21 protein-coding genes are annotated in these 21913 nt (G+C 42.8%); 7 read left to right on the forward strand and 14 right to left on the reverse strand.

Features of this window, described 5'->3' with window-relative positions; all coding sequences use genetic code 11:
* The first annotated feature begins 28 nt into the window (after nt 1-28).
* Nucleotides 29-997, forward strand: a complete 969-nt coding sequence (gene cysK, locus PCC7418_RS04845) for a cysteine synthase A (protein ID WP_015225054.1) — start codon at nt 29-31, stop codon at nt 995-997.
* 244 nt (nt 998-1241) lie between these two features.
* Nucleotides 1242-1715, forward strand: a complete 474-nt coding sequence (locus tag PCC7418_RS19280) for a BON domain-containing protein (RefSeq protein WP_015225055.1) — start codon at nt 1242-1244, stop codon at nt 1713-1715.
* A 44-nt stretch (nt 1716-1759) separates the two neighbouring features.
* Here PCC7418_RS19280 and PCC7418_RS04855 read toward each other — a convergent pair whose 3' ends face one another.
* The 10 genes from PCC7418_RS04855 to PCC7418_RS04900 all read right to left on the reverse strand — a co-directional run bounded on the left by PCC7418_RS04855 (nt 1760) and on the right by PCC7418_RS04900 (nt 10798).
* Nucleotides 1760-2422 (reverse strand): Na(+)/H(+) antiporter subunit B, encoded by a 663-nt coding sequence (locus PCC7418_RS04855; RefSeq protein ID WP_015225056.1) that lies wholly within the window; start codon nt 2420-2422, stop codon nt 1760-1762.
* On the reverse strand, nt 2422-3003 hold the full coding sequence (locus PCC7418_RS04860) for a DUF4040 domain-containing protein (RefSeq protein WP_015225057.1): 582 nt from the start codon (nt 3001-3003) through the stop codon (nt 2422-2424). The genes PCC7418_RS04855 and PCC7418_RS04860 overlap by 1 nt, the downstream gene beginning before the upstream one ends.
* Complete coding sequence (locus tag PCC7418_RS04865; protein WP_015225058.1) at nt 2996-3277, reverse strand: monovalent cation/H(+) antiporter subunit G; 282 nt, start codon at nt 3275-3277, stop codon at nt 2996-2998. Before PCC7418_RS04865 ends, PCC7418_RS04860 begins: the two co-directional genes overlap by 8 nt.
* Entirely contained in the window at nt 3270-3524 is a 255-nt protein-coding gene (locus PCC7418_RS04870) for a hypothetical protein (RefSeq protein WP_015225059.1), read from the reverse strand. The genes PCC7418_RS04865 and PCC7418_RS04870 overlap by 8 nt, the downstream gene beginning before the upstream one ends.
* Before the next feature lie 236 nt (nt 3525-3760).
* The gene (locus PCC7418_RS04875; protein ID WP_015225060.1) at nt 3761-4159 is read right to left on the reverse strand and encodes a Na+/H+ antiporter subunit E; all 399 of its coding nucleotides are present in this window, start codon (nt 4157-4159) and stop codon (nt 3761-3763) included.
* Nucleotides 4132-5586, reverse strand: a complete 1455-nt coding sequence (locus PCC7418_RS04880) for a cation:proton antiporter (RefSeq protein WP_015225061.1) — start codon at nt 5584-5586, stop codon at nt 4132-4134. The genes PCC7418_RS04875 and PCC7418_RS04880 overlap by 28 nt, the downstream gene beginning before the upstream one ends.
* Before the next feature lie 58 nt (nt 5587-5644).
* On the reverse strand, nt 5645-7096 hold the full coding sequence (locus PCC7418_RS04885) for a cation:proton antiporter (protein WP_015225062.1): 1452 nt from the start codon (nt 7094-7096) through the stop codon (nt 5645-5647).
* Complete coding sequence (locus tag PCC7418_RS04890; RefSeq protein ID WP_015225063.1) at nt 7093-7428, reverse strand: NADH-quinone oxidoreductase subunit K; 336 nt, start codon at nt 7426-7428, stop codon at nt 7093-7095. Before PCC7418_RS04890 ends, PCC7418_RS04885 begins: the two co-directional genes overlap by 4 nt.
* Nucleotides 7429-7642: 214 nt before the next feature.
* Entirely contained in the window at nt 7643-9046 is a 1404-nt protein-coding gene (locus tag PCC7418_RS04895; RefSeq protein WP_015225064.1) for a cation:proton antiporter, read from the reverse strand.
* Nucleotides 9047-9103: 57 nt separating this feature from the next.
* Nucleotides 9104-10798, reverse strand: coding sequence for a SulP family inorganic anion transporter (locus tag PCC7418_RS04900; protein WP_015225065.1), 1695 nt, complete (start codon nt 10796-10798; stop codon nt 9104-9106).
* A gap of 300 nt (nt 10799-11098) precedes the next feature.
* On the opposite strand from PCC7418_RS04900, the gene PCC7418_RS04905 reads away from it, so the two are divergent.
* Entirely contained in the window at nt 11099-11308 is a 210-nt protein-coding gene (locus PCC7418_RS04905) for a hypothetical protein (protein WP_171814884.1), read from the forward strand.
* Here the strand turns inward: PCC7418_RS04905 and PCC7418_RS04910 are convergent.
* Nucleotides 11297-11881, reverse strand: a complete 585-nt coding sequence (locus tag PCC7418_RS04910; RefSeq protein ID WP_041596463.1) for a Uma2 family endonuclease — start codon at nt 11879-11881, stop codon at nt 11297-11299. The genes PCC7418_RS04905 and PCC7418_RS04910 overlap by 12 nt on opposite strands.
* Before the next feature lie 321 nt (nt 11882-12202).
* On the opposite strand from PCC7418_RS04910, the gene PCC7418_RS04915 reads away from it, so the two are divergent.
* From PCC7418_RS04915 to PCC7418_RS04925, 3 genes are all read left to right on the forward strand, one after another.
* Entirely contained in the window at nt 12203-12955 is a 753-nt protein-coding gene (locus tag PCC7418_RS04915; RefSeq protein ID WP_015225067.1) for an ABC transporter ATP-binding protein, read from the forward strand.
* Between the two features lie 2 nt (nt 12956-12957).
* Nucleotides 12958-15330: an ABC transporter permease gene (locus PCC7418_RS04920; protein WP_015225068.1), complete on the forward strand. Its 2373-nt coding sequence runs from the start codon at nt 12958-12960 to the stop codon at nt 15328-15330.
* Between the two features lie 291 nt (nt 15331-15621).
* Complete coding sequence (locus PCC7418_RS04925) at nt 15622-17025, forward strand: efflux RND transporter periplasmic adaptor subunit (RefSeq protein ID WP_015225069.1); 1404 nt, start codon at nt 15622-15624, stop codon at nt 17023-17025.
* Here the strand turns inward: PCC7418_RS04925 and PCC7418_RS04930 are convergent.
* The 3 genes from PCC7418_RS04930 to sds all read right to left on the reverse strand — a co-directional run bounded on the left by PCC7418_RS04930 (nt 17017) and on the right by sds (nt 19505).
* Nucleotides 17017-17688 (reverse strand): tetratricopeptide repeat protein, encoded by a 672-nt coding sequence (locus tag PCC7418_RS04930; RefSeq protein ID WP_015225070.1) that lies wholly within the window; start codon nt 17686-17688, stop codon nt 17017-17019. The two genes, PCC7418_RS04925 and PCC7418_RS04930, sit on opposite strands and share 9 nt — an antisense overlap.
* A 124-nt stretch (nt 17689-17812) precedes the next feature.
* Entirely contained in the window at nt 17813-18445 is a 633-nt protein-coding gene (locus tag PCC7418_RS04935; RefSeq protein ID WP_015225071.1) for an exopolysaccharide biosynthesis protein, read from the reverse strand.
* 85 nt (nt 18446-18530) lie between these two features.
* Nucleotides 18531-19505, reverse strand: coding sequence for a solanesyl diphosphate synthase (gene sds, locus PCC7418_RS04940; RefSeq protein WP_015225072.1), 975 nt, complete (start codon nt 19503-19505; stop codon nt 18531-18533).
* Nucleotides 19506-20869: 1364 nt separating this feature from the next.
* On the opposite strand from sds, the gene PCC7418_RS04945 reads away from it, so the two are divergent.
* Nucleotides 20870-21568, forward strand: a complete 699-nt coding sequence (locus PCC7418_RS04945) for a uracil-DNA glycosylase family protein (protein ID WP_015225073.1) — start codon at nt 20870-20872, stop codon at nt 21566-21568.
* Nucleotides 21569-21913: the final 345 nt, after the last annotated feature.

Consider the following 21913-nt stretch of genomic DNA (forward strand, 5'->3'; position numbering starts at 1 on the left):
CGTTAAAAACTATCACTGTACTTGAACTATGCGTATCGCCAGTAATATCACCGAACTCATTGGTCGCACTCCCCTCGTCCAACTTAATCGCATTCCTGCAAGTGAAGGCTGTGTGGGTCAGATTGTTCTGAAACTCGAAGGGATGAACCCTTCCGCCTCTGTCAAAGACCGCATCGGCATTAACATGATTAATACTGCCGAAGCACAAGGTTTAATTGAACCTGGAAAAACTGTTTTAGTCGAACCCACCTCTGGTAATACGGGAATCGCCCTTGCGATGACGGCTGCTGCCAAGGGATATAAACTCATTCTCACCATGCCCGAAACCATGAGTAATGAGCGCCGAGCCATGTTAAGAGCTTATGGCGCACAATTAGAACTCACCCCTGGAATGCAGGGGATGGGAGGCTGCATTCAACGAGCACAAGAAATTGTTGATAACACGCCCAACGCTTATATGTTGCAACAATTTAATAATTCGGCAAATCCAGAAATCCATCGGCAAACGACTGCCGAAGAAATTTGGGAAGATACAGAGGGCAACATTGATATTTTTGTCGCTGGTATTGGTACTGGGGGGACAATTACTGGGGTTGCAGAAGTAATTAAAGAACGAAAACCAGAACTGCAAGTGGTTGCAGTCGAACCCAGTAACAGTCCAATCTTATCGGGCGGACAACCCGGTCCCCATAAAATCCAAGGAATCGGTGCTGGATTTATTCCCAAGGTTTTAAATGTTCAAATGCTGGATGAAGTCGTCACTGTCAGCGATGAAGAGGCGATTTTTTACGGTCGTCGCTTAGCAAACGAAGAAGGAATTCTCTCTGGTATTTCCACAGGGGCTGCTCTTTGTGCTTCCATTAAAGTTGCTCAGCGTCCTGAAAATGAAGGGAAACTGATTGTCATGATACAACCGAGTTATGGTGAACGCTATCTGAGTACACCGCTCTTTCAAGACTTAGCCCCTGCTGCTGATGCTGTTACCGTTCATTCATAGTTGCTTTGGGGACGTTCTTAAGGCGTTCTCCTTTTTGCTCCTATAGCACTACTGATTCGGGTGTTTGACAGATTGAAATCCACCTCATTGATAGGGAAAAGGTAACTTTAACATTCCTTTCCCCTTGTCCCTTTCCCCAGCGCGTAGCGCTATGTATTTTCTTTCTTCGGTTGGAAGGTTTAAAGAAGTGTCGTTTTTAAACTTCTTCACTAGAGAAGCGAGCCCAATGACAAGGAGGTCAAAAATGGCACACTTCACAAATATCTTGCCTCTGCTTGTGGGAGCAGGATTAGTTGCCCTCATCGGTGCATTATGCCAAAAGTCTCGCATCTTAAGTCTGTCAGTTCTGATTGCCAGCGTGATGTTCTTTGCGGGTAGTAGCATGGGACTGATGGGAACTCCGACAGCCCTCGCTGCGCCACAAAATGCAGGACAACCAGAGCCAGAACAACAATTGCAAGCAGCAACAACTTCTAGTCAATATATTGGTTTAGAGTATGTGCAAGGAGTAACCCCAGAAAACGCCAAGGGAGACCAAGAAATTATCGAGACCATTGAAGATATGAATGATAATTTAGTGGTGCAATCCTCGAATGGGTCAGTCTTCTTATCTGGTAAGGTGGATAATCGGCAAACCGCTCGTTCTCTGGTCGATAGTACCAAACAAATTCCAGGAGTCATTCAGGTTTCTTATGAACTGGGCTTAGACCAAGACTAACTGTTCTGAGTTCTCCCACCAACCCATCTTATTAGGTGGGAGAATTAAAGTAAACCACGATAGCGAATAAACAATAAAATGACCGCCCAAGATCCGAGGGCAACTTTCAGGGCAACTAAAATATTCAGAAAGGGAATAAACCCGCCACTGACTAGTGTTCCTAATTCTCCTTGCGGGAGTTCCCAACCCACTAACGTAACCACGGCTAAAGCAATGAAAATTAGCACTGATACTTTTTCAACTGTTGCAGCTTTCCACCGTTGATAAACCACTTCCATCCACTGTGATTTTGAGGTGATCGCGATTAAACCAATGGCGGTTCCACCAGCAACCCCTGCAGCAAACCCTCCCCCAGGGCTTAAATGACCGCGAATCGCCAGTTCAATGCTAACTAAAGCAGCGATGGTCGCGCCAAGACGTGCTAACACAACCGAGGGATGATCCGTAAATTGATCAACAGTTGTCGTCGGTTGTTCGTTCGCTAAAAGAAATCGCCCCCCTAGAATCGCAATGGTAAAAACAACGACTTCAAAAATGGTGTCATAGAGTCGATTTCTAAAAATGATTCCTGATACCGTATTGGAAACCCCACTTTCAGAGACAATTGTTTCTACAACCGCTAACTCTTCCCAATCAGCTATTGGATTCGGTAAGACTAACATTTTAATAAATAAAGCAAACCCAGCGACTGCATAAAGCCATTTCATCAGTGCTTCTCCTCTTCATTCATGATAGGAACATAGGTAACAGTTGTATCTGGAAAGACTAGCTCCTCTTTCATAATCTCAAAGAGGCGACGCACACGAACCGCAGCATGATAAGTTTTTTGCGTATCGACAACGGTTGTTCCGTTATGAAACAGACAGTCGTCTTGCTGACAAGTTATACAACCAGCGTGAATTTCTTGTGAGTGTAACGCAGATTCTAACGCAGACACATTGGGATATTGAATAATTTCTAAACGTAAATGGTACTGATCAATAATTTTTCTGATTTTGGTGATAATATCTTTTAAATTTTGATCGGTTTCTGTCTCTGTTTGTAAGACTCCTAAACGCATCACTAAAGAAGAACGGACTGCAACGACATACAAAGTGATGGCTAACATCGTTCCCACTAACGCTTCCGTGAGGGCAACATCCGCAGCCCCCAAAACCGCATAAACTAAAGCAGCTACCGCCCCTAAAATCGCTCGTATCACTAAAGCCTGATAAGGATTGACTTGTAGGACTAACGTCAATGCAGTTAGAGGCAATAACGCCACAATGATGTAAATATAATTATCCATTTTCATGCCTCTCATCACTAGAACAATAGGCGATAACATACCCTAATACCGTGTTCCAAATCGCTAGAGAAATAATGGCTAATAGCAGGAGGGGCCATTCCTCTGGAATTTTTAGGAGTAAACCAATCACGATACTCATTGAACCTAGGGTATCGGCAACAGAAAGACTGTGTAGTTTAAATAAAACAGATCGATTGCCAATGAGGGGCAATGTTCCCCAAAACCAGAAGATAATTCCGATTAAAATGAGGCTATAACTTAGAAGATTAATCATATTGTTCTAACCGTTTAATTAAGTGAGCAAGTAGCATTAATCCCGCGTTACCAACACTTAGAATAATCACGGCAACGACACCAAGTGACCAGTCATCTCGTAAGACCGAAATAAACAGGATCATAATGGATGTTTTGGTGGCAATACTGGCGAACGCAAGCATTTTTTGCCAGATATCTTCATCTTGACAGGCTTCGTAAATGGGAATGAGAAGTGCGCCGATCATGGCAATTAAGATTGAATCCATTTTTTTATTTGTTAGTAGGGAGTGGATAGTTTTTCTTTCTTTTCACTGCAGACTGTATTGTCCACTATTAACTGGTCACTATTAACTGGTTACTGGTCACTGGTCACTGATAACTGTTCACTATTAACTGGTTACTGATAACTGGTCACTGGTCACTGGTTACTGGTCACTGGTCACTGGTTACTGGTCACTGGTCACTGGTCACTGATAACTGATAACTGATAACTGATAACTGTTCACTGGTCACTGATTTTACGTCGGATGCGGTGGACTTCATACCAACCTCGTTGATGATATTTTACAACAATAGTTTTGGGGGTAAAGGTAATTAAAAAGATGTCTAAAAAAATGAGTCCTGGGGTACGGTTGGGTTTAACTTTTTCTCTGACAATTTCTTCCTCATTGTGGGGAAAAAGCATAATTTGGATCGCTTCGATATAGGCTTGGGGAATGGCAACGACGGTTTTCCATAAGACTTTAATCCATTCTCTTAAAGGTTCTGGGGATGTCCAACGACGAGGTAAGAGAAAAGCAATAGTAACGCCAATAATAATATTAGCTAAACTAAAATCTGCCGTCAGTAAAAACCAGATGGCAAGGCGGAGAATTATATTAAAATAGGCGATCGCGTCCATAAGCTCCAAAAGAGTAAAATTAACATCAAAGCCATGACCCCAATCAGATGATCGAATTGCTCGATCGCGCGGGGTAATTTAATAGTCATTTTCTTAATCAGGAAAAGATACACCAGCCAACCGAGAAAAATCGTGGCTAAGGGTTTAATAGTATTCTGCAAGGTATAGGCTTCATAATAAAACACATTGGCGACAACTAATCCTCCTAATAAAATTACCATTGCGAACCAAAAACCTCGTTTTAATCCACTTTTTTCTGAGGTTGTTTCATGGGGAAGAAAGATAAATTTTGCAAAGGAAATGGCAGTTCCCAACGCAGCAATATTCATTCCAATGACTTGCCAAGGTAATAAATTTTTTGTGGTTAAAACTTTTGCCCCAAACCCTGATAGCAAGGGAAATCCAGAAATCGAAAAACTGGCAATGACCAAAGCGATCCAAATTTCTGTCCGAATCGGTTGATGTTGTAATTCTTTAAAATTGCGACTCGGTAACACCCCAGCAATTAAAAATAAAGCAGATTTCACTAAGCCATGAGTTAACGCATAAAACCCGCCCACAACGGGTGCAGCGAGGACAAATCCCAATTGGGAAATCGTATGAAAGGCAAGCATCCGTTTGGTATCTTTCTCAAAAACGGCATAAGCGACCCCTAACAGGGCTGTCCCCACCCCAAAAAAGCGAACAATGGGGTTGATCGTGTCAATCATTAAGGCAATGCGTACAAGGGGAAAAACGCCCGCTTTGACAACAACTCCCGATAACATTGCTGACACAGGGCTTTCCGATTCCGAGTGGGTGAGGGGTAACCATAACCCAGAAAAGAAAATCCCCCCTTTAACTAATAATCCTAGAAAAATTAGCGCGATCGCGTCTGGGGGAGAATCTTGTAACCCTGCAAAACTAAAGGAATGATTCACTTTATAGACTAGCCCAGTCCCCACCAGATAAAATAACATGGCGGTATTGCTCACAAAAAGATACCGTAAGCCGACCCAAATTGCGCGATCGCTGCGGGGATAAGCAATGACTAAAAATGCCCCAATACTAATCACTTCTAACGCCACATACAGACTGATTAAATCGGCACAAATAAACGTGGCGTTAACACTCCCATGCAGAATCACCAACTGCATGAAAAAGAAAGCAGATTTCTCACTTTGCCAACAATAAAAAATAACGGCGCTGGTGACAACGGCATTGGTGAGAATAAAAAAGCTACTCAGTTGATCCGCAATTAAAGTCACCCCAAAACTATCCAGTAATTTAATCGTAACTGGAGAAGGTTCAAGAAATAATAATCCTGAATAACCCAGCGATAAGAAAGCAATCCCCAAAGCCAGCCAACGGGATAGTTTCGGGACAAGATAACTCACGAATCCCGTAAAAAATGATAAAGCGATCCAAACAATCGTAATTTGTTCCATTAAAAACTTATCTTTAAGATGACTAATCTACTGTCGTATCAGCATAAAAAAGGTTGACTTATTTTAGGATAGAAGATTTTGTCCATACACTCCAGAAGAGTAGGATTAACATTAAAGGCATTCCCCCAACGAGATGGTCAAATTTTTCAAGATTACGAGGTAACTGGATGATAACTTTCTTAATTAGCAAAAGATAGGTCAGCCAACCCAGGGCAATAATTGCCAAAGGTTTGAGGATATTTTCTAAGGTGTATGCTTCATAATAAAAAACATTCGCTGCGACTAAGCCTCCAAGTAAAATAAACATGGCTAACCAAAAGCCCAGTTTGACATTGCTTTGTGATATTCTTTGATGAGGTAAGAAAATAAATTTTCCCAAGGTGATTGCTGTCCCGAAAGCAGCCAGATTCATCGCCACAACTTGCCACGGTAATAAGTTTTTACTGGTTAAAACTTTTGCCCCAAACCCCGAGAGTAACGGAAAACCAGAAATGGAAAAACCCGCGATAACTAAGGTTATCCAAATCTCAGTGGGAATGGGATGATCTTGTAGTTGTTTAAAGTCACGACTGGGTAAATTGCCAGCAATTAAAAATAAAGCGGATTTAACTAAACCATGGGTTAACGCATAAAACCCGCCCACTGCGGGTGCAGCGACAATAAACCCTAATTGAGAAATGGTGCTAAAGGCTAAGGTGCGTTTGGTGTCCTTCTCAAAAATGGCATAAGCGACCCCTAATAGGGCTGTCCCGACCCCAAAAAAGCGGACAATGGGATCGACCGTATCAATCATTAAAGCAAGGCGTACCAGGGGAAAAACGCCCGCTTTGACAACAACTCCCGATAACATGGCTGAAACAGGGCTTTCCGATTCCGAGTGCGTCAGGGGTAACCATAACCCAGAAAAGAAAATCCCCCCTTTGACTAATAATCCTAAAAAAATCAGCGCGATCGCGTCTGGGGGTGAATTTTGTAATCCCGCAAAACTGAAGGAATGATTGACTTGATAAACTAAAATTGTCCCCACCAAATAAAACAACATGGCGGTGTTGCTGACAAAAAGATAGCGTAACCCCACCCAAACCACGCGATCGCTGCGGGGATAAGAAATGAGTAAAAATGCAGCAATACTAATCACTTCTAACGCCACATACAGACTGATTAAATCCGCACAAATAAACGTGGCGTTAACGCTACCATGAAGGATGACCAACTGCATAAAAAAGAAACTTGGTTTCTCACTTTGCCAACAATAAAAAATCAGCGCGATCGTGACCAAGGCATTAGTAAGAATAAAAAAGCTACTCAGTTGATCCGCAATTAAAGTGACCCCAAAACTATCTAATAATTGAATATTAATCGCTGAGGGTTGTAAAAACAGGAATCCTGAGTAAGCTAGTGAAGTGAAAGCAACAACTAAAGCAAGCCAGCGCGATAAGTTTGGGACTAGATAAATGACAAACCCAACAAAAAAAGATAAAGCAATCCAAACGATGGTTAGTTGCATCATCGTTGATTATTTTCCTCAATCGCAGTTGTTTCTAAAGTCGGATTATTTTTCGCTAATTTCATCACCCCCACTAACATCAACGCCTGAATCGAAAAACCAATAACAATCGCTGTTAAGATTACCGCTTGGGGAACTGGATCAGCATAAGTAATGTTTTCCCCATTCGTGATAATCGGTGTAAACAAACCACTACGGGAAGAAACGAGAACATAATACGCAATGACTCCTGTACTCATAATGTCCATAGAGACAATTTTCATTACGAGATTTTTCTTAAAGATGATGCCAAAAAAACCACAAAAAACCGTAGCAAACACAAACCCTTCTAACATCGTATTTTATTATTAATCAAGCTAGAGAATTACAGTGAACAGTGACCAGTTATCAGTGACCAGTTATCAGTTATCAGTGACCAGTGACCAGTGACCAGTTATCAGTGAACAGTTATCAGTTACCAGTGACCAGTTACCAGTTATCAAAGAACAAAGAACAAAGAACAAAGAACGAAGAACAAATGACTAATGACCAATGACTAATGACAAACTGTTAACTTCCTGTTTCCTCGACGATTTCTGCTTCTTCCTTAAAGGCAAAACGCAACAGAGGCGGTGCAATAAACGTGGTCAAAATAACCATAATAATCACCGCAGCTTGTAACGGTTTATCTAAAATGCCACTAGCAGCACCAATTCCAGCAAACACTAAGCCCACTTCCCCCCGAGGAATCATACCAATTCCAATCGCTAAACGGTTGACCTTTTCTTTGCCAAAAATTGCCCAACCACTGATAATTTTGCCAATAATCGCAACGACAATTAAGAAAGCAGCAATAATCAAACCTTGACGATTTTCTGCGCTGGTAGGATTCAAAACACTGAGATCCACTCTTGCGCCAACGGAGACAAAAAAGATGGGAACTAAAATGTCGGCAATGGGAATAATTTGTTGATCTAATTCTTTCCGTTTGTCGGTTTCATCTAACACTAATCCTGCAGCAAATGCTCCCAAAATTGCCTCTAATTGAATTGCGTTGGCAAGAAATGCCATTAAAAATGCAAAGATTAAAGCTGGGATGACAAGATTGCCTCGGGTTTGTAACTTTTGCGCGATCGCGACAAAACTTTTATTAAAAAACTTCCCTAAAAAGATTGAACCCAACAAGAAAGCAGAAGCACTAACAATTAAATAAACTAAGTTGAGAACATCAACTTCCCCTGTCTTTGCTAAACTTGCCACAACTGCTAAAACAATAATCCCTAGGACATCATCAATCACCGCAGCCCCAACAATAATTTGACCTTCTTTGGACTTTAATTGTCCTAATTCCGAAAGCACTTTTGAAGTAATGCCGATGCTGGTGGCGGTTAACGCTGCCCCTGCAAAAACGGCGGGAATCGTTGGCATTCCAAAGAGTAACATTAATCCCGCCGTTCCCCCAATAAAGGGTGCAACAACGCCGATCACCGCAACGATCGCTGCTCTGGTGCCCACTTTTTGTAACTCTCGTAAATCGGATTCTAAGCCAATTTCAAAGAGGAGAATAATCACCCCTAATTCAGCTAAAACCGAAATAACTTCACTTTGACTGGCAAAAACTGCGCTGGCATTTTCTGGCTGTAAACCAACCACTTGCTGCAAAATTGTTATAACAACTGAATCACTTGCCATTGCGCCCGTTTCTGGAAAAATGACCAGATGTAAAGCGGAGATTCCGACAATAACACCAGCGACTAATTCTCCTAAAACAGGCGGTAAATCAACCAGTTTTGAGAGTTCTCCTCCTAATTTACTGGCAAAATAAATAAAGACCAGACTGAGTAAAACCCCTGCCAAAATTATGGTTGTATCCGCTTCGGAAGCAGTTGTTTCAGAAGCTGTCGCTAATAAGGGAAGACCCGATTCAAGATTAAGCGATAAAGAGTGTTGAAAGATTGTTTGTAAAGCTGTCATTATTTTCTTTTCAATCGTTTATGAGTCATTAAGTTCTTAAATTGTGCCGAAAATGGATTAACCAATTTCTTGTTGAGACATTACCTCGGCATTCAAATGGTTTTCTTTTTGTTTAACGTGGCTGAGCGCTTCTTTGAGGGCAACAGCGCGATCGCGCACAATATTTTCACTCGGAATTTTATCCAGAATGCCGATCTTTCTCAGACGTTTTTCCGTTTGTCCTTCAACACCAACAATGAAGACCTCACGACCGTTTTCTAACGCCTCATTAATGGCATTTTCTAAAGCAAAAGAAGAAGTTACCCCTAAAATCGGAACTTCCGATAAATCCAAAACAAGAGACTCATAATTATTAATGAGATTGTGTTCCCGAGAAATGGCTTTTGCCACCCCAAAAATCATCGGACCACTGAGATAGAAGAGTAAAACACGACCATCGGCTTCCTCTAACACTTGTTTTTCTTCTGGCTTGAGCTCAATTTCCTCATCATCATAAGTAACGGCTTTTACTTGGTCTGCACGATGATTCGAGAGTCGTTCAATGGTGAGAATATTGGCAACAAAAACGCCAACGCCAACTGCAACAATTAAGTCAACAAATACAGTCAGAGCAACCACCCCATACATAATGAAAGCTGCTTTCGGGGAAACCTTGTGCGCTCGTTTCAAGAAACCCCAATCGACAATATCAAGTCCTACCTTAAAGGCAATCCCCGCTAAAACAGCCATCGGAATAACCGTTAAATATTTACTCAGTCCTAAGACAACCATGAGTAACAGAAAAGCCCGTGTTAAACCCGAAACAGCAGTCCGTCCACCCGTTTGAATATTCGCCACAGTGCCCATGGTTGCACCAGCCCCAGCAATACCACCGAATAAACCAGAGACTAAGTTTCCTAACCCTTGACCAATTAATTCTTTATTAGAATCGTGTTCAGTGCGCGTTAAACTGTCAGCAACCAGCGAGGTTAATAGCGCATCAATACAACCCAACATCGCTAAAACTAACGCATCGACTAACATCGTTTGCAGTTGGGGCGCACTAAAGGTGGGAAATTGCAAACTGGGAAAACCAACACTAATTTCACCGATGCGACGCAAGCCACTATTGTTCAACACCGTAATTGAAAGGATTGTCCCCACAATCAGAGCAGAGAGTTGGGGGGGTAAGTATTGCTTTAACTTTCTGGGATAAAACAAGAGAATGGCAACCGTTAAACCCGCCAGCAAGGTTTCAAGGGGATTAATATTTCCCAGCAACATCGGTAAATTTTGGACAGTACCGACAACGCCTCCTTTCGGGCTTGCTTGTCCTAAAAAGGGAGCAATTTGCAGGATAATTAAAATCACCCCAATCCCCGACATAAAGCCAGAGATTACCGTGTAGGGCATTAGAGTCACATAACGCCCTAACTTGAGCGCTCCAAAAATAATTTGAAAGACCCCTGCCATCATGACGACGGTAAACGCCATTGCTAGACCATTTTCAGGGTTAGCAGCCGTAAGCGTAGCAATAACAGAAGTCATCACCACCGTCATCGGACCCGTTGGCTCAGAAATTAGGGTTGGTGTACCGCCAAACAGAGCAGCAAAAAAGCCCACGAGGATTGCTCCCCACAAGCCAGCCGTTGCTCCTGCTCCCGAGGCGACCCCAAATGTCAACGCCATCGGTAGGGCAATAATGGCAGCCGTCACCCCGCCAAAAATATCCCCTTTCAAGTTTCTAAAGTGAATTCTGTTTGTTATTCTCATTCCGTTTAATTAGATTTTTCTAAATTTGCTGTGATTGTCTGAGGTCTCGAAACACCAGACTTAATCATGCGCTTATGTCTAATTCAATAAAAATCATAGAAAAAAGGCTATGTTTTAAAGTAAACAATAGTTCTTGCTCTATAGATAAATACTTTTACATGGTTCTTGGGAAAAAGCAACGGCTGACCTCTAAAACTTTTTAATGGTTTCTTAAGATTTTATTTATGATTGCGGTAAAAGTTTCCAATCGTCTGTCAGTTTAGAAATGATCGATTAAACTAGGGCTTGCTGAAAAAGTTTATGGGTTGGTGTGGTTCGGGAATCGGGAATCGGGAGTTGGGAGTCGGGAATCGGGAATCGGGAGTTGGGAATCGGGAGTCGGGAATCGGGAGTCGGGAGTTGGGAGTTGGGAGTTGGGAATCGGGAGTCGGGAATCGGGAGTCGGGAATCGGGAGTTGGGAGATGGGAGTTGGGAGATGGGGAGATCGTAATGTATCGCTAATTGTTTAAAATCTCGCTTAAATCTAAAACAAATCCAGGCAAAACCTCTTGCCCTGATAAGGTTTGAGGATGATTTAGAACTGCTACAGGTTGTCCCAATTGATAGATTTCGACAGTTTTTGCTGAGGGTTCGATTAACCAACCTAACTGCACCCCATTCGCTATATATTCTTGCATCTTTGCCTGTAAGTCTTCATAGCGCTGGCTTTTTAAATCGCTCGGACTGACTAACTCAATGACAAAATCAGGCGCGATCGGCGGAAATCCTTGTTTTTCTTGAGAGGTTAAAGTATCCCAACGATCTAATCTGATCCAACTAACATCAGGACTTCTTCTCGCCCCATTCGGTAAAACAAATACAGTCGAAGAATCAAAGGCTTTTCCCAATCTTGTCTGACGATTCCAGATTCCGAGATCGATATATAAATTAAAGTTTTTTTCCCCTGCTTCCCCGCCAGTGGGACTCATAACAATTAATTCTCCAGTCTCAGTCAACTCGATTTTTGAAAGTTGCTCGATCTCGGCGAGTTGATCGAATTGTTCTGGCGTTATTTTAAATCCTTTCGGAATCGCGATCGGCATCGCCACACAGGTTCTTTTTTTCAGCCAAGGTTCTGAATCATTGTAGCCTTTTTTATCTTTTGAAGCAGAAGTTCTCAGCGACGGAACAACTAACCGTTTGGTATAACAATGCAGTTGCATTACTCTAAGAAGAGAAATAAATGTGTCTGAAAATGACCAATTAGTAATTAATGGCTGGAGAATATTTGCTCATCGAGGATGACTGACTCCCGCCATTGGACAAATCCTACAAGTTGTCAATCCAAATATTCGACAGTCCAAGACACGATCGCGCTTTTTTCCGTAGCATAGAAGCAGGACACTCTTCCCCTTGCAAAGATCATGGCGACTTCTCCCACCCAGACAACGTCTAATGCTGTAACTGATGAGAAAGTTGTTCTTTTCTCCGCCGTAGAAATTTCTAAATGGTATCAGATGGGAGAAGTACAGGTACAAGCCCTCAAGTCTGTGGATCTTGAACTGTATGAAGGAGAATTTGTCGTTTTGTTAGGGGCTTCGGGGAGTGGTAAATCAACCTTACTTAATATCTTGGGAGGATTGGATATTCCCAGTGCAGGTGAAATCTTTTTTCGGGGAAATAACCTCACCACTGCCAATGAAGCACAGTTAACCCAATATCGTCGGGAAAATGTGGGGTTTGTCTTTCAGTTTTATAACTTGATTCCTAGTTTGACCGCAGCCGAAAATGTTGCCCTCGTGACCGAATTGGCTCATCATCCTATGTCCCCGAAAGCTGCTTTAACCTTAGTTGGTTTAGATGATCGCCTCAATCATTTTCCCGCGCAACTGTCAGGAGGCGAACAACAACGGGTTGCGATCGCGCGGGCGATTGCCAAACGTCCAGAAGTCTTATTTTGTGATGAACCCACGGGCGCGTTAGATTTTCAAACGGGAAAGCGGGTGTTAGAAGTGCTGAATCAAGTGAATCAAGAATTTGGCACAACCGTTGCTGTCATTACCCATAATGCGGGGATTGCAGAAATGGCGGATCGCGTGCTGTTGATGCGTAGTGGCGAAATTGTCGAGATTCGAGAGAATGCAACTAAAAAATCTCCTGACCAACTGGAGTGGTAACAATGATTTCTCCTTTAGATCGCAAACTCTTTCGGGAGTTGTGCCAACAATGGGGACAACTGAGCGCGATCGCGCTGGTAGTAGCTTGTGGTATTGCTTGTTTTGTCTTGATGCGGAGTGCTTACCATTCCCTCAATCTCACCCAAACTGCTTATTATGAGCAGTATCGCTTTGGAGAAGTCTTTGCTGAATTGAAACGCGCCCCGCAATGGCTAGAGGAAGAAATTGCAGTAATTGAGGGCGTGGCGCAAGTCCAAACTCGCATTGTTGCTGATGTCACCCTTGATGTTCCCGAATTAGATGAACCCGCCAGTGGACGCTTGATTTCTTTACCGAAACACCGCGACCGAATGCTCAATGATTTATTTATTCGGCATCCGGGAGAATATCCTGATCCGCAACAGTCAGAGGAGGTATTAGTCAGTGAAGCCTTTGCCAATGCGAATAATCTAAAACTGCAAGATCAAATTGGCGCAATTCTGAACGGACGCTGGCAGGCTCTACAACTCTCAGGAATTGCCCTTTCTCCCGAGTATATCTATGCCGTTTCTGGGAGTGGGAGTCTATACCCTGATGATCAACGCTTTGGCATTATTTGGATGAATGAAAGTGCTTTAGCCAACGCCTTTGATCTCGATGGGGCATTTAATAGCGTTGCCCTGACTTTAATGCCTGGGGCAAATGAAACGGCAGTTATTTCACAGTTAGATGACTTGCTCGATCCCTACGGGGGATTAGGGGCGTATGGCAGAGACGATCAAGTATCGCATCGGATTATTAGTGATGAAATCAAAAGTTTAGAAGTTTCCGCTACGATTCTGCCCACTCTCTTTCTCGCGATCGCTGCATTTTTATTGCACGTTTTACTGTCTCGCCTCATTGCCACGCAACGACAACAGATTGCAGTGCTCAAAGCCTTTGGTTACAGCAATTGGCAAGTGGGTTGGCATTACCTGAAATTTATTCTGGTTGTCTTCAGTTTGGGAGCAATTTTAGGAGTCGGATTAGGATTACAACTGGGATATGGCTTAACGCAAGTCTATACCGATTTTTTCCATTTTCCCTTATTGCGTTACGAAGCGGGTTTACCATTAGTAGTTGCTGCCTTACTCGTGAGTGGTGGGGCAGCTTGTATTGGCGGTTTGATGGCAGTTCGCAGCGCGATCGCGCTTCCCCCCGCCCAAGGAATGCGACCCGAACCCCCCGCAACCTTTCGCCCCACTCTCATTGAACAATTGGGCTTACAACGGTTCTTTTCCCCTGCTGGACGGATTATATTACGCAATTTAGAACGTCGTCCTGTTCGCGCCAGTTTATCCATTTTAGGCATTGCTGTTTCTGTGGCGATTCTCCTCACTGGGTTTTATTTACGAGATGCCCTAGATTGGCTAATGACAGTACAGTTTCAAGTGATCCAGCGTGAGGATGTCACCTTAATTTTCAATCAACCCCGTTCTCAACGCAGTCTATATGACCTCAATCATCTCCCTGGAATCCTCTATGCGGAAGAATTTCGGATGGTTCCCGCCCGTCTGCGCCACCAGCATTATCAACATCGTCTTGCAATTACTGGCTTACCCCTAGCAGGGGAATTGCGCCAACTCATTGATCGGCAATTGCATCCAGTTCCCTTACCCCCAGACGGGTTAGTCTTAACCAATAAACTCGCAGAAATGCTCCATCTACAACCAGGAGACTTTGTAGAAGTGGAAGTCTTAGAAGGCGCACAACCTAAACGAAAAATCCAAGTGACGGGCTTAGTGGATGAAATGGTTGGGTTATCCGCTTACATGAATCTTGAGGCTTTAAACCAGATGATGCGCGAAGGTCGGACGATTTCTGGGGCGTATGCCATTATTGATCGCGCTCAAGAAGAACGCCTGTATCATCAATTAAAACAAACGCCTGTGATTGAAGGGGTTTCCTTTCGGGATGCACTGATCGAGAGTTTTGAAGAAATTAGTGGGGAAAATATGCAAATGATGACGGGAATCCTCGTTATTTTCTCCTGTATAATCACCTTTAGTGTGGTTTATAACTCCGCCCGCATTGCCCTTTCTGAGCGAGGTCGGGAGTTAGCTAGTCTCAGAATTATGGGCTTTACGCAAACTGAAATTGCTCTGATTTTATTGGGAGAACAGGCGATTCTCATCCTGTTAGCGATTCCCGTTGGCATTGGCTTTGGTCTGGGGTTATCTGCTTTAATGGTTCAAGCATACGATTCGGAATTATATCGTTTGCCCTTCGTCATAAGTCGCGCCACTTATGGTTTCACTACCCTCACCGTGATCATTGCGGGTCTAATTTCTGGTGTCATTATCTATCGTCAACTGCAAAAACTTGATTTAATTGCAGTTCTCAAAACCCGAGAGTGATCAGTAATCAGTGACCAGACAAAAGATTCAAAATGTAGAAACCCAACATCAGTAAGGGTCGTGTTGGGTTACTAGGACAGAATAAGGGTTTGGTAAGTTTTGTCAGTCCACTGGGTCAGTTAAGTAACAAAATGTGTCGGTAGATGTTATTTGTTCTGGGTGCTTTGTTCTTTGAGAAGTACATTAACAAATAAGGAACAAGCAACCAAGATTCAGAATTTATTTTACATTTTATATCAGAACCAACTTCACTGATCCTCTGTTTCTCTGTGGTTCAATCCCCCCAGTCTCATGAAACTTTCCCAGTTACGTCCTCAATTTTTCCGTTCTGAAGAAAGCTCAGGAAATGGTGTCACTCCTCCCAAAAAACGCTTTCGATGGCGACCTTGGCTTTATCTTCTCGGTGGGCTAGGCATAACCAGTGTGATATTCTTCCTCTTTCGTCCCAGTCCAATAGTCGTCGAGGTTGCAACGGTTAAACGAGAAGAACTCTCCGTAACCATTACAGAAGAAGGGGAAACCCGAGTGCGCGATCGGTATGTGGTTTCTTCGCCCGTTGCTGGCTATTTGCAGCGTCTTGAATTAGAGGAAGGAGATACCATTACTGCGGGTGAAATGATCGCTCAAATTGATCCCCTCATTTTAGATAGTGAAGTGCAATCTCTACTTGCTGAAATTGAAAGTCTCAAAGCCGAAAAATCAGGCGTTGGAACTCTCCGCCCCAAAAGTGCTGCTTTGGTTCAAGCTGAGGCAAATATTTCCGCCACAGAAAGCCAAATTTCTGCCTCAAAAGCAGTGATTGAGGAACTCAAGGCTCGATTGCAACAAGCGAAACACGATCGCGCAAGAGCGGAATTTCTCCGCCAACAAGGCGCAATTTCCCAACAAGCCCTAGAATCCGCCCAACTCAATGAAACCGCGATCGCGCAAAATTTAGCAGTTGCTCAACAAAATCTCAATCGCGCCCAAGCTGAACTCCAACGCACAAAAGCCCGTCGAGAGGAACTACAAGCAGAACAACAAGATCCCGACTATCTTTTAGCCGTCTATGACGCACAAATTCGGAGTTTAGAAGCTCAACTCGCTGAACGAACCGATCGCGCCCAACGCACCAATATTAACGCCCCCAGCAATGGTCAAGTGTTACGGATTCACCAAAAAAGTGAACAATATGTGGAAGCGGGTGTCCCCTTATTAGAACTCGGTAATCCCCAAAAGTTAGAACTGGTTGTTGATGTGCTTTCCACGGATGCAACTCAAATTCAACCGCGCGATCGCGTTTTAATTGACCAATGGGGAGGCGATGAACCATTAGTGGGAACAGTCAGAAGAATTGAACCCGCAGCCTTTACGAAAGTTTCTGCTTTGGGTGTCGAAGAACAACGGGTCAACATCATTATTGATTTTGCTAATATCCCCGAAAATTTAGGGGATCAATATCGGGTAGAAGCGCAAATTGTGGTCTGGGAAGAAGACAATGTTCTACAAGTTCCCATTAGTTCCTTATTTCGCTGCGAAGAAGGCTGGTGTGTCTTCACCGCAGAAAATGGAAAAGCCCAACGCACCCCTATTGAAATCGGACAACGCAATAATCTTTCCGCGCAAGTTAAATCGGGCATAGAAGCGGGAGAACAAGTGATTCTCTATCCCTCCGAACGCATTGAAGCAGGAACGAAGATTAATCCCTCACTCTAGTTTATCGATGGTTTGCTGTATCGTTTCATACAGTTGCTGATTCCCTTGTTCTTGGTATAATTCACCTGCCTTTTCCAAATCCGCGATCGCGCTGTCTTTTTCGCCCATTGCTGCCCGAGTAACACCGCGATTAGCATAAGCATCCGCTAAATCCGCATTTAATTCAATGGCTTGGTTGTAATCCGCGATCGCGCTTTCTAATTTCCCTTGTTGAGCATGAGCAATTCCTCGATTGAGATAGATTCGCTCTTGATCTGGTTTCAGATCAATTGCGCGATCATAATCAGCAACCGCCTTTTCATACTCCTGTAGTTGGGTCTGGGCTAAAGCGCGATCGTAGTAAGCCCCAGCATTATCTGGATTCAGTTTAAGCACTTTCGTCTGATCCGCGATCGCTTTCTCTATTTCTCCCAATTCTAAATAACTAACGCCTCGAAAATAATAGGCTTTTTCTGCTTCTAAATTATCGTTGATTGCTTCATCAAAGGCTGCTATGGCTGTTTGATAGTCTCCTTGTCGATAGGCTGTAATTCCTTGTTCCAGCGCAGATGACTGAGATTGCGCCCAACTTGCTGCAGCAGGAACAAAAGTCATGAACAGAATGATAACAGTGGAAATGAGAAGAGTTGCTAACCGTTTCGGCTTTAGAAATTGAAGTTTCATTATTCGTTGTTTGATGAGAACGATTCGACTCTAATTTTAAAACGAGTCGGTGGATGTTCATGGTTGATTAACCTGTCGAACGGTCAAAGAACGAAGAACAAAGAACCAAAATTTAGAATGTACCTCAAGAAGCGTGAAAACTGCTATAGTTCGTCAAACTATCTTTTAAGTAATCAATCAGACTAAACCCACCAATCAAAATTCCTAACACGACAACCAGTGCTAACGAACAAACCGCTAATCCCAGTAAACAGATTATCCCATCATCTTCTTGTAAACCAAAACCAATAATAAAAATGCCAATGGCGGGCAATGTATTTGTTCCTGGAATGGGAATCATCATAGAAATTGACATCAGCGCGATCGCGCTTCCTAAAATAATTCGACCACCAAGACTGGTACAAATATAACTGAAACGAGGGCGAGATAAATTTTCTAAACGCTGCAACCAAGGGACTCCTTTTGTAATTAATCCCTGCACTTTTTTTAAGTCTAATTGATGATCACGAACTCGTTGCGGAAGCCAAGGTTCTTGCGCTCCTAATGCCATTTGACTGGCTAATAAAAACATGACGATTCCAAAGGGAATCGAATAACCTGGAGCAGGAACTGGCAGTGCCGACGGCAGAGAAAGAATCACAAATAAAAACCCAAAAATTCGTTCTTTTGTTAATTCTAAAAAGTCTGCTAAATCAATTTGATCCGCCCTTTCTTCTTCGCAAAAATAGCGATGCAACTCACGAGATAATTTTGCCATTCACCTTCAACTCATGATAATCAGTTACAGGATTAGCCTTAAAAACTAGTTCGTGAGCAATTATAGACCAATTCTGGAGCGATTCTTAATACAATCGTCGTAAAATATAATCGGCAAGTTCTCTTAGGGCTCGTGTCGATTCAGAATCTTTCAGAGCTTTATCGATACATTCTACCGCCACTTTACTATGATGGGCTGCAAGTTCTCGGGTGCGGTCAATGCCGTTGCTTTCTTTCACCAGCGCGATCGCGCGTTCTAATTCTCCCTCACCAGTAAACTCATTATCCACTAACTCTTTCAACTCTGGCTTTTCTTCAAACGCATAAAGCACCGGTGCTGTCAAGTTACCACTTTTGAGATCAGAACAAGCTGGTTTTCCCAATACTTCACTGGTCGCCGTGAAATCTAGAATATCATCAACAATCTGGAACGCTAAACCAAAATTCCGTCCATAATGATAAAGCTGATCGCAAACATCAGCAGAAGCACCACTCAAAATTCCAGCAGCTTTAATGCTATTTGCCATCAAAGAGGCTGTTTTGTAGTAACTTTTTTCGAGATAATCAGTAATGGATAAATCCACATCAAATTGACTCAACCCCTGACGAATTTCCCCTTCCGCAAAATCCCGAATTACCTCAGACAGCAGTTTCACCACCGCTAAGTTATCCAAATTTGCTAAATACCAAGAGGATTGAGCAAAGAGAAAATCTCCTGCTAGCACAGCGATCCGATTGCCAAACAGACTATTCACCGTGGCAACATTACGGCGGGTTTCTGAGTCATCTACCACATCATCATGAACCAAACTTGCGGTGTGGATCATTTCTGTAATTTCAGCTAACCGTCTATGATAGGAGGTTAAATCTTGCTCGACCATCGTTGCCCGAGAAGCTAACAAGACGATTGCAGGGCGTAAACGTTTTCCGCCAGCCCCAAATAAATGTTCTGCTGCCGCACCAAGGATTGGGTGACGCGCTCCGACAAGTTGTTTGAGGTTATCTGTCAATAAGCGCAGGTCTTCATCAACAGGAGCAAATAAGGATGTTACAGAGGTCATTGGGAGGCTGCTACTTCCTAATCGGTTATTTACTAAACAATACTGGACTTTTTTAGACTTTAATCACAAGAAGGAGAGGTCTATACCTAGCACAGTAGTAGCTAAATGTTTACATATCTTTATAACAATTCTAATCTAAGTCTTACCGACCTGAAAACAACAGCGAGAAGAAAAATCAGCTTCTTGTCCTTGCTTTCCTGATGAGACGCTGCATTCAAGGATTTTGGCAAAATTGATTCGATCATCTAAAAATAGACATGATCTCCTCTCTTAAATTGTGCTAATCTTAAATTAAGGTTTAAATGAATTTTAAGCTGAAAGTTCATTGATTTTGATTCCACTGAGTTTTAAGCGCAGCTAGGGCTTTTCTTCAAGGTGAGTGAAAGCATAACCCTTGTTAATAATCTATTTATCATTTCCCGACTCGAATCCTCAAGGTGTGTCGCTCAGTCCAAAGTGCAGAGCTACAGACGTAGATCAAAGGGGAAGGAATGCCCATTTTCAACTCGGGGTGAGTAATGAAGACTCAACTCGGGTTGAAAGGAGCTTGATTAGCTGAAGCTATCTCCACTTCCATCGAGCTTTGCTTAGACCAAAGGAAGCTCAATTCCGAAATCTGGCGATAGCCGTTAGCCAATCGCTGATATTAGATTATTGTAAGCATTAGCCTCGCCCTAAGAAAAGATCTGGCAGACTCTTAATGAACTGTCCACTCCTCACACCTCTTAACCATGAATATGTCTATTCTGATTCCACTTCTTGCTATTTTCTACCTAACCATCGTTTATGGTGTCCTTTTCTTAGCGCAACGGGTGCGTAATATTGAATCAAACCGCACCTAGCCTAGCTAGCAAATCTTAAGATAAGATTAGTCAGTAATTAATCCGAATTAGGATAAGATGATCACGGCTCAACCGCTCGTTAAAAGCTAGACATTAATTGACATAGCTCGATTTTTGTTGACCTAGAAAGGTACGAGCGTGCAGACTCAGGTATAAGTCCTAAAACACAAGGCTACCTACCTTCTTTTCGTGATCACACCTTTCGGTGAACGCCAGCCGTTAGCTACTGTGGTCTGTAATTAAACTAAGTACCGATGCTTTATAAGGTCGTGTTACAGATGTAAAAAGCGATTAGAAGTTTGTCGTTGCCCCCTTTACTGAGAAATCAGATTGGCGAAAGCAAGCCGTTTAGGAAAGGGAAATGGCTAAGACCCATTTCCCTTTCCACTAAAAAGTAAAGCTAAGTCAAAGATTACGCCTTCGGAAAACGGAAGGCGCCTGCGCGTGACCGTTGGTCAAAAAATGTACAATAATTTACCTACTAGGAGTTAACCCTAGCCGTGTTTTTTTGCCCAATTTCCCATGACTGACCCTGAACAAACGAATCTTTTTGAGAATTCTCCTTCAACTTCTCCACAACAGTGGGAGCAAATCCCTTTTGATCCTCAAGTGCCGATTGTGCCAGGCACTTATCCAAGTCTGGAGCAACTTGCCGATCATTGTCGCCAATGCCAACGTTGTGGCTTAGCTCAAACTCGGACACAAGTGGTTGTCAGTCGTGGAAACCCGAAGGCAGATGTCATGGTCATTGGTGAAGCACCAGGGCAAAGTGAAGATGAACAGGGGTTACCCTTTGTTGGCAAGTCTGGACAGTTATTAGATAAGATTCTCGCTTCCGTTGAGCTTAGTCCAGAAGAGGATGTTTATATCTCCAACATTGTCAAGTGTCGTCCGCCAGAAAACCGTAATCCCTCAGCGCCAGAAATTGCTGCCTGTAAACCTTATTTACTCGAACAAATTAGTCTCGTTGCTCCTAAAATTATTCTCTTGACTGGTGCAACTGCTTTAAAGGGTTTGACTGGAGAAAAAAAAGGAATTAGCAAGATTCGTGGTCAATGGCTGGAGTGGGAAGGTTATGCGGCCATGGCAATTTTTCATCCCGCTTATTTGTTAAGAAATCCGTCCCGAGAGAAAGGGAAACCGAAGTGGTTAATGTGGCAAGATATGCAAGCTGTCAGACAAAAATTAGATCAGATGAGAAAACATAGTGTAAGTCTCTAAGAAAAAACTCATGATCTCTCTGATTACAAAAAATTAAAATTGATGTTTGGTTAGAAGAAGGGCTCGTGACTGACTCACGCCAAGATGAAGAATCTGCTTCGTCAGTGGAAAAATTACCTGAATCTGCACTGCTTGCGATGACTGCGCCTGATCACAATTTACTAAATGTTTATAAAATAAAAAAACAGTGACTTTTTAATTCTTTTAATAGCAAAAATTATTGCGATTGACTGAGATTTTGCTAATTAAAAAAGCGCGTGAAAATACTGTTGTTTACGTGAGTTAGGTCACCTTAGAATTAGATAAGAGGCAACAAAGTCTTGTTTAATCAGTTGCCAATTTATA

It is taken from the genome of Halothece sp. PCC 7418 (assembly GCF_000317635.1).
GTDB lineage: Bacteria > Cyanobacteriota > Cyanobacteriia > Cyanobacteriales > Rubidibacteraceae > Halothece.